The organism is Rhodococcus sp. NPDC057014, assembly GCF_042673295.1.
GTDB lineage: Bacteria > Actinomycetota > Actinomycetes > Mycobacteriales > Mycobacteriaceae > Rhodococcus_F.
In genome coordinates this window covers 25,103-38,399 of sequence record NZ_JBHUSF010000003.1, presented here as the reverse complement: position 1 = coordinate 38,399, position 13,297 = coordinate 25,103, and the positions used below count along the sequence as shown (strand labels likewise).

Here is a 13,297-nt window from a genome sequence, read left to right as displayed (position 1 = left end):
GCTGTCGGGCCCCAGTCATCCCGCCCTAATCTGTGGCTTGTTCCGCAGTGTCAACGCTGAGTTGCTCAGCGAATGTCAGCACTTTCGGTGAAAGCAGTTGGTAAGGAGGTACTCTGACCGCCTTGGTGAATCCGGGGCCGAGTTGCAGTGCGTACATCCCCTCTCTGCCCTCGAACCGACCGATGAGTTCACGCACGATGGCGGCGTCCTCGCTGGTTTCGGGGTACAGGATGTCGTCCAGCTGATCCTGTATCGCGGCCAGCGCCGGCATGGCTTCCTGCGTCATCGTGATCACGCTCGGGTCGGTAGTCATCGCTAGCAGCGGCTCGCGGTTGTACTTTTTGTCCATCACTCCGGAGGACTTCTTCATCCACTCGCGATCCATGTTCACCTCTAGGACGGGATCCTCGTTGATGCTGGCCCGTGTGCATACCGCCGCCGCCTCGATGCTGATGTGCAGCATGGTGTGACGGAGCTGCAGCAGCCATTGGTAGCCCGAACAGCGGTTATACAGGTCGTGGAAGAGTTTCTGCGCCGCCTCGTACTCGGCCGTTTTGGTGCCTCCGAATTTGTCCTGGATGAGCCAGTACGTCTGTGTTTGGTGCACGTGAAACGCGCTGCTCACCGTGACGACGCCCGACCGGATGCGGCGGCAGAACTCGTCCGCCGCGTCGGGAATATTCCACCGGAATTTGCCGTCTCCCACGTCTCGAAGTGCGCGTTCGAGAACGTCCATGAACACGTCGAGTTCGTCGAACACGTACATGAGCAGGCCGCGGTCGACGCGGCGCTTCAATCGTTGGTAGGCGGCTGAGTATCTCTCGTGCTCTTCGTCGGTGAAGCTGCACACCTGCGTGAAGATCACCGCGGCATCGATGGCGGGGTCGGTGTATCCGAGGAGGGCACCGTGCGCCGAGGACGGGGAGTTCTCCGCTGCGATCTGTGCAGCCAGGTCATCCTGCATCGCTTGCATCCTGACCCGGAACTCCTCGACCCGCTGGGCCGCAATCTCCGGTGCGAGAGCGCCGTTGACGAGCCAGTCCTCGGCTCGAACGATGGCTCCAGACACGGTAGCGGCGACAGCATCTCGAGCCACACCGACTGTGACTCTCCCGTCCTTGGCACCTTCGATGCCGAGCAGCAGAAGTGCGTGCATTGATCTCCAAGATAAGCGGGTTCGCGGGAGCGCCAACCTGCGGAGGGTCGTTCTTGACGACGCTTTGGAACGCGCCAGTAGCGGTCTCGAAGAACTCCGAGGCTGTTTGCGCGGGGAGGCTAGCCAGTGAACCCCGGAAATCGCGCAATGCGTCTACCCACCGTCGGAGCTGCTGCATGCCGTCGGTGTTCTCAGCAGAGATGCCGGCACCGCCGGGCGTGAGTTCCATGGCTGAGACAGTAATCGGCAGATCGTGTGACTTCTTCGAAGGAGTCACAAGCACCATCCGATCACAGGAACACATGGGGACATGTCATTGCTCCAGGTTATGGAGGGTTTCGGCGCTGGCCAGTGCGGTGAGGTCCTGGAAACCCGGCTCTCGCCTCGCGTGTTCCCTCCACGTCTCGAGCCAGAGGTGCCGTCGGCGAAAGCCCACGGCTGGCGCCGTCGCCCGCGATCAGGGTGTGGCGGCGCGTTGGCAGTTGGGGCAGTGGGTTTCGCCTGTGTGGGTGACGGCGATGTGCATTGGAATCAGGGCGGCGAGCAGCCGGGGGTGGATGCGCGGGTGCGTCAGGGGTAGGTCCAGCGGCTGCCCGGTGCGGTCGTGGGCGACGGTGATCGCGTTGTCGCAGTCCCAGAGCGCGAGGGCGTGGTCGTCGTTGTAGGCGGTGCGGTAGCGGATGCCGTCGACTTTCGTTGCGGCCGGTTGGTCTTCGTAGATCGCCCTCGCCCATTGTTGGGTGAGGCCGCGATGTTCGTTGCCGGCGGCGAGGGCGGGCAGCGCCCCGATCGCCAGCGCCGCTCCGGGGGTGGTGAGGTCGTAGGTGACGATGTCGAGGACCGGTAGGACCTGGGTGACCCGCCAGTGCGGGCACAGGGCGGCGACCCCGGCCTCGCCGAACACCTCGCAGGCGCTGGTGGCGAGGTCCACGGCCAGGTACAGCACCCCGCGCTGGTCCGGGTCCATCGCGGGCGGGGTGGGGGTGTGGTGGTCGAAGCGGGCCAGCGGCCCGAACCGGCGGAAGGTGATCCCGTTCGGGGTGAACCGATCCCGGTGGTAGACCCGGAACCACGGCGTCGTGGTGGGGTCGCTGGGTGTCCAGGTCCAGCGGTGATCGGCCGAGGGGAGGGGCCGGACCGGCGCGGGGAGGGGCTTTACCATCCGGCGGCGGTCAGGCCGGTCGCGACGGTGATGACGTGGTCGCTGTCGCGGGCCATTTCCTGGGCGGGGGTGCGACCGGCGAAGGCGGTGTTGGGGCCGGTCATCCACCGCGAGAGGCTGACTTCACCGCCGGGGAACGCGCGGGTCAGGCGGTCGAGGTCGGGCAGGACCGGGTCGGCCCGGTCGGGGGTGAACTGCCAGGTCGGGAACCGCCACTCCCGGCCGTCCTTGAGCCCGATGAGCCGCCCGTCGGCGGCCATGTCGGACACGGTCTGCCGGGAGACGCCGAGGATGTCCGCGACCTGGGTGCGGGTGAACGAGGCGGCGAGTTGCTCGCGCCGCTGATCGACCTGCAACTGCAGGTTCTCCTCGTCCAGGGTGGCGGTCTGCGCCGAGGTCGGTGCCGGCCCCCATTCGTCGTCGGGGACGCTCGCGAGACGGCGGCCGGGCGCGGACGCCGGCAAAGGATCCATGGGGGTGCTAGCCCCGGATTGTTCGTCCCGCAGGATCTGCGCGGCGATCTCGAGCGCCTCGACCTTGGTCTGGACGATCCGTGCCGGTGACCGCGGTGTCGGGGTGGTGATGGTGAGTTCGGTGACCCGTGACCACGCGAGGGCGCCGCCGCCCTTGGCGACGGTCACCTTCCAGCCGCCGGCGCGGTGGCGGCGACCGGCGAGGTGGCGTGGTGCCCGCACATAGGGGGTGGTGTGCGGGGTGTGTCGTCGTGTCCCGGGCATGGTGTACCTCCTCGACCTCATTGTACGGGTAATGCGGGTTACGCGGGAAGTGCGGCCTTCGACCAGGGCATTCGGTAACGCTGCGATCTGCACGCCGATATGTGACATGGGTCACACCATCGGAGTTGATTATGTCGTCCCCTCAGCCGTACCCGGGCCCACCCCAGCCTTACGTTGTCTCACCTCCAGCAAGAGGCAGCTCTGGTCACCTTGCGGCTCTGGTTGCGGCGGCCGCGTCGAGTGTGGGCATCGTGATCGGCAGTTTCGGACCGTGGGCGAGTTTCCTTGGTTTCGGTACCAGCGGGATCGATGGTGACGGCGTCTTCACGCTGATCCTCGGGCTCGTCGGGGCGACGGCGATCTTCACGTTGTGGGGGTCAGGTCGGTCCCGGTACGGACTCCGGTGGGTCGGCCCGGTCGTCGGTGCGCTCTGTCTCGTGGTGGCGATCGTGGACATTGTTGCCGTGGCCTCGATGCGCGGTGAGTTGTTCGGTGAGCCGATGGGTGCCCGGGTCGGCTGGGGCTTGTGGATGGTGACCCTCGGGTCGCTGGCTTTGTGCGTCACCGCGGCGATCGCGGCGGTTCAGATCGGGCAGCGCACTGATCGGGGTCCACAGCCGCGACTGCAACCGGCAATCCCGAGCGCCGGTGGCCCACCGGGGTGGATGTCGGTGCTGATCGGTGTCTTGGCGATCGCGCTACTGGGTTTGATCGGATACATCGCGATTGGACCTCGACTCGTGGAGGAGGCCGATCGCGCTGAACGCTCTGCCGGTTCGACGGAATCGGCCCCGACCACACTGCGGGTCACCCTGAATCCAGGAGTCGACCCCGTCGAGGCGTTGCCGTCCAGTGCCCGGCCGTGCCCGCCGCTGTTCGCCGCCGCCGAATTCACGTCCTCGGCTGTCGGTACCGCCGTCACCTCATGTGGATTCGCCGAAGAGGTTCGACGCCAGTACCTGAATCAACCGCAGCGTGGAAGGCCCGTGACAATCGAGGCCGATAGCCCGGTCACCGGACAGCGGTACCCGATGGGCTGCGGCGGGGTGCGGGTGGTGACCTGCAGCGGCGGCAACAACGCAGTGGTCTATGTGTATTGACGTGTATTGATGTCGGCTGACGATGTGCCGACGGTGTTTGCCATCTGCCTGCCTCGGCGTGCGGGGATCACGCGTTACGGTCGACTGGACCCGAATCGGTTGGCGCCCAGGATCGGCGGAAACATTTCGCGCACCGGACGAGCAGACTGAGCAGCTCCCTGCGGTGGTCCGTTGCCCGCGATGAGCCAGTCGTGAGTGCAGATCAATTGCATTGGGGGCCGGTGATGTAACCCTGTTCGCACCCGTACTGCAGTTGGATCTCACCGCTTGTCGGGTCTTCCCCACAGGCGAGGCCGCATCGTTCGTACCCGTTGACGACTCCATCACCGTTGCGGTCCTGGGAGGGGTCGTACGGATAGCCGGACGCACCGCTGCCGGGATCGACCGTACTGGCACATGCGGGGTCCGTCGTCGAGGAGGACCCGTCGGTGTAGACCGCCACGCCCCCGTAGTCGCAGTACTGCAGGACCGGGTCGGCCGGGGGAACGTAGGTGTCACATACCGCTTCATAGCCCACGGTCCCGTCCGAGTACAGGGCGGTGCCGGATTGGTAGACGGCCAGGTCACCGCACTCGAAGGTGACTGGCGGCGGTGCGGGCACAGCCACCGGCTCGCTCGACGGCGGCGGCGCCGGCGGTGGAGTCGGTGAGGCGGGTGACGAGGCAACCGACGATGGCGCCGGCGTCGGCGTCTGGGGTGAGGTGTCCTCGGTACCGCACGCTGTCAGGACAAGGGCGCTGATCGACACGGCCGCGAGAAAGAAGTGCTTGAGATTCATCGTTGTTCTCGTTCAGTCGATCATCGCGAGTGTGGAGGCGGCGCCGGCAGGCGCTGATTCCGTTCTTGTGCTGTCTATCGTCGGTTCCCTCGGCGGCGTTGCAGGTTCGGCTCGGTGGGTATCTAGCCGAGCGAAGTGCCGGGTTGCACTACGCAACGATGAAGGGCGAGATTCCGATGCTCGTCCGATGCTCGGCGGCCCGTGTGTACCGCGGAGCATGTTGGGTGAGGCGGCGGTTGGTTCAGCAGGAGGCTCCTGAGGTCACCGTGGCGACGCGGGTGCTGATCCACTGGGCGATCTGGGTGAGCATCGCTGTCGCGTCGTTGAAGGATCCCGAGGGCGCTTCCGCCGCGATGGCAACGGCGAGTTGTCCGCTGCCGGTGCTGATGATGCCGAACTGGCGCGCGAGGTAGCGGCCTTGTTCGTCCGGTCCCCAACCGCCTTTGAAGGAGGTATTGGGCAGGGTGCCCAGACCCCACCGCTGGTCGCCGGCGATGTCGTCCATGTATCCGAGGACTTGCGCGGCTTCGGTATGGCACGGCAGAAATGAGGCGAATTGTGTCTGCGCGGCGAGTGACCACACTGTTTGCCCGAAGGCGCTGTACTCGGGACGGGTCTTGCGGGATTCGACGACGGTGGCCGGATCCCCGAATGATTGAAGCACCGCCTGCACCTGGGTGGCGGCGACCGGGGGTGCGCCGAGCGAGTCCCAGAGTTGGTCGGCGGCGGCGTTGTCGGATGCGGTGACGGCCTGGGCGGCGGAGGTGAGTTGTCCGCTTCCCCCGGGTGCGGTGAGTGCGGCGATGGCCAGGGGCACCTTGATCGTCGACCACGCGGGCCCGGTTTGTAAGGTGCCGGCCACGATCGATTGACCGCCTCCGACGGGGGCGAGGGCGATTCCGGTGTCGCCGCCGAGTTGAGCGGCGAGGGCGTCGAATCCGGCCAGCGGGCCCTGCCCGGCCGCGGCCGGGGGCGCCGCCGGGACGAGTGGCGTGGTGCTCTCCGGTGGGACGACCACGATCTGGGTGATCGTCTTGCCCGGCCCGGTATTGGCGTCGCCGGAGCGTGGGGGGATGGTGCACGCCGACAGCGCTGCGGCGGCGACGGCCGCGGCGGCCACCATGGACAGGACCCGGCTAGAACACATAGACCACCGCATTGTTCCCGCCGGTGCAGGTCACCACCTTCGACCCCGAGCAGCTCATCGTGTAGGTCTGGCCGGTGACCGGGCTGGTAGCGGTGACGGTGACGGTGCCGCCGCGCTGCGGTTGGCTGATGTACTCGAACCGCACCTCTTCGGAGAACTCGCAGGAGGTGACGTTGCTGCCGACCGCGGAGGTGGGGAATTCGGTGTTCGGGAAGACGCTCGCGCAGCGGGTGGAGTACGACGGGACGACGTCACTGCCGCCGCCCTGCGCCGGTGCCGGACCGGGAACCTGCGGTGCGGGGGACGTGACGATCACGGTGTGGGTTCCGTCGCCGGCCTGGTTCGCGGTGTCGTTGACGATCAGTGGCCACACCCAGATGTAGCCGATGATCCCCAGCAGGCCGAGGGTGAGAGCAACCAAGAGCACCCACATCCACGCCAGCGATCGGGGTGGATGCTGCGGCGGCGGGGGCAGGTACATCGGATGTGGAGTCACGTAGGTCGGCGGCGGAGGAACGTTGGGCACCGGCGGGGCAGGGTGTTCGGGTTCGTACCCGGGCTGCGAGTAGATCGGCTGGGTGTGCTGCGGATCGGTGTCCCACGGTCGCGGCGGCTGAGGGGAGCTCATCAGGTAGGTCCTTGAGGGTGCTGGGTGCCGTGAACGCGTAGGGCAGTCGTGGGCAAGGGTACGAAATAGGCGAGGAAATGCAGCGGGCGTCGACGGACGTCTACTTCTCCAGCGCTTGGAGCGGGCGATTCGTTACAGGTTCGGCGACCACGGATGGTTCCGGGCCGCCCCTCGCGGAACGAGATTCCCGGGGAAACTATTGCGGCTCTTGTCGTCTCATCACCGATGGTTCATACCACGATTGACCGGAACACTCTGTCGGTCATTCGACCGTATCTTCCGGGTGCAGATATCTGGCGTGCGGTCTCGCGGTCGAACCGACGCGTGCGGAGCGTGCGGTAGGAGACCTCGCGCACCTTCTTCGTCGGAGGCTGGAACGGCGAGGTTCTCGCCGCGTCCTCACCGCCACGCTCGGCGGACGGCCGCCCCGACTCCGGTTGGTGCATGCACCCGCGCCGTTTCGATTCGGCGCGCCCGGCAGGTCGTGGTAACGGACCGGGCGGTATCAGCGATCTCTCAGCGAACCCTCAGGGTCATTTACTTCCAGCAAAGGATTCGCACGTCATGACGCAGCCTCCGCCTCCTGGACCGCCGCAGCAGCCTTACGGCCAGCAACCGTATCCGCAGCAGCCGGGACAGCCGTACCCGAACCAGTACGGGTACCCGCCCGCTCAGCCGCCGCGGAAGCGGAAGAAGTGGCCGTGGATCCTCCTCGCGATCCTGGTGGTCTTCATCGCAGGATTCGCCGGATGCACCGCGCTGGTCGGTGGGGCGATCAACAGCGTGGACGAGGAGTCGAAGAAGGAGGTCGCTGTCACGTATGAAGTGACGGGCGATGGCCAGGGTGCGATCGTCACCTACACGTCGGCCGACATGAACATGGCACAGGAATCCGGCATTGCGCTGCCGTGGACGAAGGAAGTGACGGTCACGGGAATCATCAAGACGGCCAGCCTGACCGCATCCAATGGCTTCGAGGACAGTGGCTCGATCACCTGCCGAATCCTGGTTGACGGTGCCGTCGTCACCGAGAACACCTCGTCCGGCGTGGGGGCGACAGCGTCGTGCGTCCAGGCGGACCTGGGCGGCAACTAGAATATGCCAGTTTTATTGTGCACCAACATGATGTGATCTTCCGCAGGCCCTTCTAGGGGCTGAGGCGCAGGCCTCAGCTCTGATATGAGGGGCGGCGGGCGCAACACGTTTCTCAATCAGTGGTTAGTCGATGCCCCGTCCAGTTTGCGCCAGTCGTGTTTCGTGCTGGCGGGGCCTAGAATTCGGCACGCCCTTGCGCTGCACCCATGCGGCCCGGCGGGGAGACTCGCACAACGCCATCACGTAGTTGGTGAGCACCGTGCTCGATTTCGCGTGGTCCCCGAGGCCGCCACTCTTGGGCAGGGGGCGCAAGCCTCCACCCGCCCGTTGCCGTGGGCGATTGCGCATACTTGGTCGTCGGATCATCGACAATAGGGATGCTCCGGCCGTAGTCGCCGGCGGTGGGCAAAGGGGGAGCGCAACATGGTCGACGGATCGCGGGCCGGCACGACGTTCGGCCGTTACCAACTGCAGGTGTTGCTCGCCAGGGGCGGAATGGGCGAGGTCTATCGGGCATACGACACCGTGAAGGGCCGTACCGTGGCCCTGAAGCTGCTGCCCGAGGAGTTCGCGCAGAACCCCGGCTACCCGGCACGTTTCCGCCGGGAAGCGCAGGCTGCTGCGCGGCTGCAGGAACCGCACGTCATCCCGATTCATGATTGGGGTGAGATCGACGGTCTGCTCTACATCGACATGCGGCTCGTCGAGGGATCCGATCTGCGTACCCTGCTGACCAGGGGCGGTTCGATGCCGCCGGCACGGGCGGTGCGGATCGTGATCCAGATCGGCGCGGCACTCGACGCGGCGCACGCCGCCGGACTGGTCCACCGCGATGTCAAACCGGAAAACATCCTGATCACCGGCGACCGCGACAACGAGTTCGCCTACCTGGTCGACTTCGGTATCGCCAGCGACGCCCTGGCCACCCAATTGACCACCGCCGGCAGCATCATCGGCACCTACGCCTACATGGCGCCCGAACGGTTTGACGACGAGCCGGTGACCGGCCGGTCCGATATCTACTCGCTGGCGTGCGTGCTGTACGAGGCGTTGACCGGTGCCAAGCCCTACCAAGCCAGCACGATCAGTGGACTGATCAAGGCTCACCTCACATCCCCCGTACCGCGCGTCAGCACCACCATGCAGACCATCCCGGTGGGGTTCGACGAGGTCATCGCGCGCGGCATGGCCAAGGATCCCGCGGACCGCTACGCCTCCGCCGGGCAGTTCGCGAGCGCCGCACAATCCGCACTCACCCACCACGACCGCCACACCGCCGGCACGATCGCGGAGACCACGCTGCGGCCGGCCACCGCGATGCCGCTCCTCGAGCCGACCGCCTTCGACCCGGTGCCTCCGGACCGCGAACATCCGGTGCCGCAACACACGTGGTCCCCTCAGCAGCCGAAACCCTCGCATCTGGTGCCGGTTTTGATGACGCTGCTCATCGTCGGTCTGCTCGCCGTGGGCGGTGTTGTCGCCTGGCTGGCCGTGAACCAGGGCGACTCCGGCAGCACACCGTCGGCCGCGGGCGCCCGCACCACAACTGCCGACCTATCGGCTCCGGCGGTGCTCCCACCAGCCGATGTCCGTCAAGCACCCGCAGCCCCAAGCACCGAGACCCCGGTTCCGGCGCCCGTGCCATCGTCACCGGTCACGGCGCGCCCCGGAGACCTCGGCCTCTCCATCCCGATCGCCCAACCGCGCTGCGACGGCACGGGCATCGTTGTGGTGGGATCGGCGGTTACGCCAGGCCAATACGCCGAGGACGTCCAAAGTTTTCTCGTTGCACACCCGGGTTCCTCATACCTGCGCACGGATCAGGCGTGTCCCTCCCTGCGGCAGGCGACGGATGAAGGCAATCCGATCTATGCGGTGTACAGGGCGGCGGGAAAATCGACAGATGCGGTGTGCGCCCTCGTGTGGGCGCAAGGTGAGGATGCATACGGCAAGTGGCTCGACCTGAATACCGATCCCACTTTCATCATCCCGTGCTCCTAGGTTCAAAGTATTAATGCCGGTGCACTGCAACAACAATAAGCATTCAGAGCTCATCGGAAGGCTGCACATCACTTGACACGTGGACGTTGTCCGTCGGTCGGCGGGTGGGTTCGCTTCAGAACCCGGCGCCACTGTCGAAACCGTGCGGGCCTTCTGGTCGTCCGGGTGCGGTCCGACGAGTGAAACCGCTGGCATGTCGTGGTTGTCGTCACTCGGGATCGTTGCTGTTACGCAATAATTTTCGATTCTCGTAAGGGGGAGATGAATCGACGAATGACGTTTGCTGTGCGGTGCACGTAACGGTTCAGGACGAAGTGTCGACATACCAGATATGCCACTCACCCTCCGCCTGGCGGGGGTCGCCTTCCTCTGCGCCGCGCTCGCCGGCTGCGCCGCCACCGAGGTCTCCGACTCACCGCAGCCGAACAGCTCGAACACCAGCACCGTCGCCAGTGCAACAACCGTCGAACCCCCGCCTCCGTTGCCACCACAGGCGACACCCGAGCCCGTACCCGCGCTCGAGACGGAATCGGTCGAAGCAACAGTTGTCGAGGAACCCTACATCCTCGACTGTCAGATCGGGCTCGGCCCAATCGAAACCTACTGGTCGGACGGCACTGTCACCGGCTACTCCGACTACTGCCAGTCCGTCCACGACGAAGTTCTGCAGAATGAAGTCGACGCGAACACGCCGGTGTGTAATGGAACTATCTGCCAATATCCCTCCGGTGCAACAATTCCCGACCCGAACGCGGTACCCGACGATCGATGCACCAACCAGATCAACTACGCGGGTGATCCCCGTTCGAACGCAGAGATCAACTCGATCGGCGCGCAGACCGGACAGTGCCCTGCACCGATTTCCTGATTTTCCACCGCGGGGATAGTCGCCCCTCCGGTGGAGCGCTTGGACCAGAGCAACGTGATGGTCGTGGTCGACGGCTCCTAGGATCGATTTCCCGATCGCGCAGCGGACTTGCCGTTTCGGCACGTCTCCGCTTCGGTGACGCAGAGTTCGCAGATCAGCCTGAACCGGGCCCCGCTGAGGAGTGGCAGGATTTCCCGCTAACAGTCGGACGAGGCCTCAGTAACGACTAGCTAATGCCGGCGTCCTGAACCACGGTGCCAGCTGGCACCCCGTTACGTGGCTGACCAGGCCAGATGAGAAGATTTGCGATGTGAATCGGTCAGAAGGATGTGCCCGTTGCGGGCAACCCACGCGAATGTGGCGGCGGCACTGCGAGAGTTGCAAGCCTTTCGTCCAACAGGTCCTCCAGCAGTACGTTGTTTCGGCGCGGGACCTCCTGGGAGTAACCGGTCCGCTGGGGCAGGAGTGGACCGACCTCCATACTTGGCTGGATGGGGCGCATGTCCCTCGGCAAGACGCGCTCGCAAAGATCAAACCCGATGCGATCGAATGGTTGCGCCGGTACGCGGCGTTCGCGCACAGCGACGGCGTCATCACCGACGACGAACTCGGGACATTTCGTCGTGCGACCCAGATCCTTGGACTTGCCGTCGGTGACGTCGCCGCGCTCGACGGCGAACTGGCCCGTCAGCACATGCTGACTCGCATCCGATCGGGTCAGCTGCCCACCGTCCCCGCACCGGCCCTGCATCTGCCGCTCGATGAGCAGTGCTTCCTGTTGGCCCCGGCTACGAGGTGGCGGGATTTGAAGTCCGGCCCACAACCCACGCCCGGGCAACTCGTAGTCACCAACCGCAAGATCAGATTCGTAGCCTTGCAGCACGGGGGCGAGATACCCCTGTCGAAGCTGCACCGAGTCAACTGGGTGGGGCGCGACAGTATCGCCCTCGACGCGACCAACCGATCGCTAACGGGCCGATTCGCCGTTCACGACCCGGAGTACGCGGCAACCATCATCGATACCGCCCTACGGATCGACCGCAGAGTCTTGCTGAACAATGACGGCGCATCACGATCCATCCCTCAACATGTGAAGGCAGCTGTGTGGCAGCGCGATCAGGGACGATGCTGCGAATGCGGCGCCAACTCCTATCTCGAATTCGACCACATCATTCCCTTCTCTCTCGGGGGTGCAAGCACCGTAGACAACCTCCAGTTGTTGTGCCTGAGATGTAACCGGGCCAAAGGAGCCCGCCTTTAGCCGTTTCCCGCCTTCACCGCGTGCAGCGCCAGCAGCGCCAGCAGCGCCCCGATCCTCCATCCTCCGAGGGGTACACGAACTTGGTAGCGATGCCGGCTTCCACCAATCGCGGCTTGTGCATCTCGCTGACGCTGACGGAAGGGATCCGCGCCGTGCCGGTGCCGGTGCCGGTGCCGGTGGGGTCGGGTACTTGTCGAGAGGCCGACATTCCTATCGCCGGGTGTCGGCGTTTCGTCCAGTCGGGTGATGATGACCTCTAGCCTCAGGGCTGGTTGGTGTGATGCATGACCCACCGCGCCTGTCGGTGGTCCCCGTAGCGGGCGCGATCGTGTGAGTGACCACACGGAGTTGAAGCGGGCGCTGCTGTTCCCGTCGTGGTTTTCCGGTGTGATCCTGCGTTTGCGCCGAGAGAACCACGGCCTGCCCGGTGCCCGGTGAAAGGGCTTTGGTGGGGCAGTAGCCTGTGTGCGCGTAGGACCACGTCGTGGGTGTGGTGTGCGCCGCCGTTTATCGCACGTTCCCGGACCTCGTTGATGTCGATGTGCCAGCTGTGATCGAGGAGCGCCGCCACGTCACCGGGGGTGACCCAGTCGTCGGGGTCGAAGCCGTGCTCGCGTGCCGCGTCCGCGTCGCGGATGTCGTGGTGCACGATCAGCAGGGTGCCGCCCGGTGCGACGGCGGAGATCAGCGCGCGTTCGGCGGCATGGTCGGCGGTTATGCGCAGGGCGGGGTACTGGGCTGAGACCAGGTCGAATCCACCGGTGGGGAGATCGGGTTCGAGCAGTCCGCTCAGCACCCAGGTGATGTCCACGTTTTCCCTGTCTGCGTGGGCCCGGGCCCGGTGGACGGCGATCTGCGAAATGTCCAGCGCGGTGACGGCCCATCCCTGGCGGGCGAGCCAGAGTGCGTCGGCGCCTTCACCGCAGCCGACGTCGAGGGCGCGTCCTGGGCGTGCGCCGGTCATCTCGTCGACAAGTGCGCCGTTGGGTTCTCCGCTCCAGACGCGATCGCGCTCGCTGTAGCGCGCATCCCATTCGTCCGCCTCGCTTGATGTCGTCGTGACCTCGGTGACCTTGCCCGCTTCGTCCATGCCAACACAGTGCAATAGCACTGACGGTTTCGGCGAGAGTTCTCGCCGTATCGGCAAGAATGCCTGTGCTCGGAGGAGCGCGGTGGGCCGATGGTGTTGTTCTGGATTGTGTTCTGCTGCGATCCTGACGGGCACAGTGTCAGGTGGGTTGGTGCCTGTTCGATGTCGAGATAGTCGTCGATGAGAGATGCCAGATTTTCCTGCTGGTGGTGGGGGTGGGATCACGGCGGTCTCCGGCCCTGTGAGGGTGTGACCGGCGCCGCCGTAGTAGTTC

Annotated in this window: 12 protein-coding genes; 5 read left to right on the top strand and 7 right to left on the bottom strand. The window is 65.5% G+C overall.

The annotated features are described in order from the left end of the window. Window positions 1-25 precede the first annotated feature (25 nt). The 3 genes from ACFTZB_RS01140 to ACFTZB_RS01130 all read right to left on the bottom strand — a co-directional run bounded on the left by ACFTZB_RS01140 (window position 26) and on the right by ACFTZB_RS01130 (window position 3,055). Window positions 26-1,156, bottom strand: coding sequence for a hypothetical protein (locus ACFTZB_RS01140; RefSeq protein ID WP_378429710.1), 1,131 nt, complete (start codon window positions 1,154-1,156; stop codon window positions 26-28). Window positions 1,157-1,613: 457 nt separating this feature from the next. Beyond that, complete coding sequence (locus ACFTZB_RS01135) at window positions 1,614-2,318, bottom strand: RES family NAD+ phosphorylase (RefSeq protein ID WP_378429709.1); 705 nt, start codon at window positions 2,316-2,318, stop codon at window positions 1,614-1,616. Beyond that, window positions 2,312-3,055, bottom strand: a complete 744-nt coding sequence (locus tag ACFTZB_RS01130) for a helix-turn-helix domain-containing protein (protein WP_378429708.1) — start codon at window positions 3,053-3,055, stop codon at window positions 2,312-2,314. The genes ACFTZB_RS01135 and ACFTZB_RS01130 overlap by 7 nt, the downstream gene beginning before the upstream one ends. 251 nt (window positions 3,056-3,306) lie before the next feature. Between ACFTZB_RS01130 and ACFTZB_RS01125 the strand changes: the two genes are divergently transcribed. After that, the gene (locus ACFTZB_RS01125; protein ID WP_378429707.1) at window positions 3,307-4,155 is read left to right on the top strand and encodes a hypothetical protein; all 849 of its coding nucleotides are present in this window, start codon (window positions 3,307-3,309) and stop codon (window positions 4,153-4,155) included. A gap of 202 nt (window positions 4,156-4,357) precedes the next feature. Here the strand turns inward: ACFTZB_RS01125 and ACFTZB_RS01120 are convergent, their stop codons facing one another. The 3 genes from ACFTZB_RS01120 to ACFTZB_RS01110 all read right to left on the bottom strand — a co-directional run bounded on the left by ACFTZB_RS01120 (window position 4,358) and on the right by ACFTZB_RS01110 (window position 6,708). Continuing rightward, the gene (locus tag ACFTZB_RS01120) at window positions 4,358-4,933 is read right to left on the bottom strand and encodes a hypothetical protein (protein ID WP_378429706.1); all 576 of its coding nucleotides are present in this window, start codon (window positions 4,931-4,933) and stop codon (window positions 4,358-4,360) included. A 241-nt stretch (window positions 4,934-5,174) separates the two neighbouring features. After that, the gene (locus ACFTZB_RS01115) at window positions 5,175-6,080 is read right to left on the bottom strand and encodes a hypothetical protein (RefSeq protein WP_378429705.1); all 906 of its coding nucleotides are present in this window, start codon (window positions 6,078-6,080) and stop codon (window positions 5,175-5,177) included. Beyond that, entirely contained in the window at window positions 6,070-6,708 is a 639-nt protein-coding gene (locus ACFTZB_RS01110; RefSeq protein ID WP_378429704.1) for a serine/threonine protein kinase, read from the bottom strand. Before ACFTZB_RS01110 ends, ACFTZB_RS01115 begins: the two co-directional genes overlap by 11 nt. 564 nt (window positions 6,709-7,272) lie before the next feature. Here ACFTZB_RS01110 and ACFTZB_RS01105 point away from each other — a divergent pair. The 4 genes from ACFTZB_RS01105 to ACFTZB_RS01090 all read left to right on the top strand — a co-directional run bounded on the left by ACFTZB_RS01105 (window position 7,273) and on the right by ACFTZB_RS01090 (window position 11,933). Further along, on the top strand, window positions 7,273-7,803 hold the full coding sequence (locus tag ACFTZB_RS01105) for an MmpS family transport accessory protein (RefSeq protein WP_378429703.1): 531 nt from the start codon (window positions 7,273-7,275) through the stop codon (window positions 7,801-7,803). 423 nt (window positions 7,804-8,226) lie between these two features. Beyond that, window positions 8,227-9,804, top strand: a complete 1,578-nt coding sequence (locus ACFTZB_RS01100; RefSeq protein WP_378429702.1) for a serine/threonine-protein kinase — start codon at window positions 8,227-8,229, stop codon at window positions 9,802-9,804. Window positions 9,805-10,084: 280 nt separating this feature from the next. After that, a complete protein-coding gene (locus ACFTZB_RS01095; RefSeq protein ID WP_378429701.1) occupies window positions 10,085-10,672 on the top strand; it encodes a hypothetical protein in 588 nt (195 codons plus the stop codon). A gap of 355 nt (window positions 10,673-11,027) precedes the next feature. Further along, window positions 11,028-11,933 (top strand): HNH endonuclease, encoded by a 906-nt coding sequence (locus ACFTZB_RS01090; protein ID WP_378429700.1) that lies wholly within the window; start codon window positions 11,028-11,030, stop codon window positions 11,931-11,933. A 262-nt stretch (window positions 11,934-12,195) separates the two neighbouring features. Here ACFTZB_RS01090 and ACFTZB_RS01085 read toward each other — a convergent pair whose 3' ends face one another. Next, a complete protein-coding gene (locus ACFTZB_RS01085; RefSeq protein WP_378429699.1) occupies window positions 12,196-13,023 on the bottom strand; it encodes a class I SAM-dependent methyltransferase in 828 nt (275 codons plus the stop codon). Between the last annotated feature and the right edge of the window lie 274 nt (window positions 13,024-13,297).

Coding starts and splice junctions, on each gene's coding strand:
- ACFTZB_RS01110 (WP_378429704.1), bottom strand. CDS start 6,708: ATGAGCTCCCCTCAGCCGCCGCGACCGTGGGACACCGATCCGCAGCAC.
- ACFTZB_RS01100 (WP_378429702.1), top strand. CDS start 8,227: ATGGTCGACGGATCGCGGGCCGGCACGACGTTCGGCCGTTACCAACTG.
- ACFTZB_RS01140 (WP_378429710.1), bottom strand. CDS start 1,156: ATGCACGCACTTCTGCTGCTCGGCATCGAAGGTGCCAAGGACGGGAGA.
- ACFTZB_RS01115 (WP_378429705.1), bottom strand. CDS start 6,080: ATGTGTTCTAGCCGGGTCCTGTCCATGGTGGCCGCCGCGGCCGTCGCC.
- ACFTZB_RS01105 (WP_378429703.1), top strand. CDS start 7,273: ATGACGCAGCCTCCGCCTCCTGGACCGCCGCAGCAGCCTTACGGCCAG.
- ACFTZB_RS01090 (WP_378429700.1), top strand. CDS start 11,028: ATGTGGCGGCGGCACTGCGAGAGTTGCAAGCCTTTCGTCCAACAGGTC.
- ACFTZB_RS01135 (WP_378429709.1), bottom strand. CDS start 2,318: ATGGTAAAGCCCCTCCCCGCGCCGGTCCGGCCCCTCCCCTCGGCCGAT.
- ACFTZB_RS01120 (WP_378429706.1), bottom strand. CDS start 4,933: ATGAATCTCAAGCACTTCTTTCTCGCGGCCGTGTCGATCAGCGCCCTT.
- ACFTZB_RS01085 (WP_378429699.1), bottom strand. CDS start 13,023: ATGGACGAAGCGGGCAAGGTCACCGAGGTCACGACGACATCAAGCGAG.
- ACFTZB_RS01130 (WP_378429708.1), bottom strand. CDS start 3,055: ATGCCCGGGACACGACGACACACCCCGCACACCACCCCCTATGTGCGG.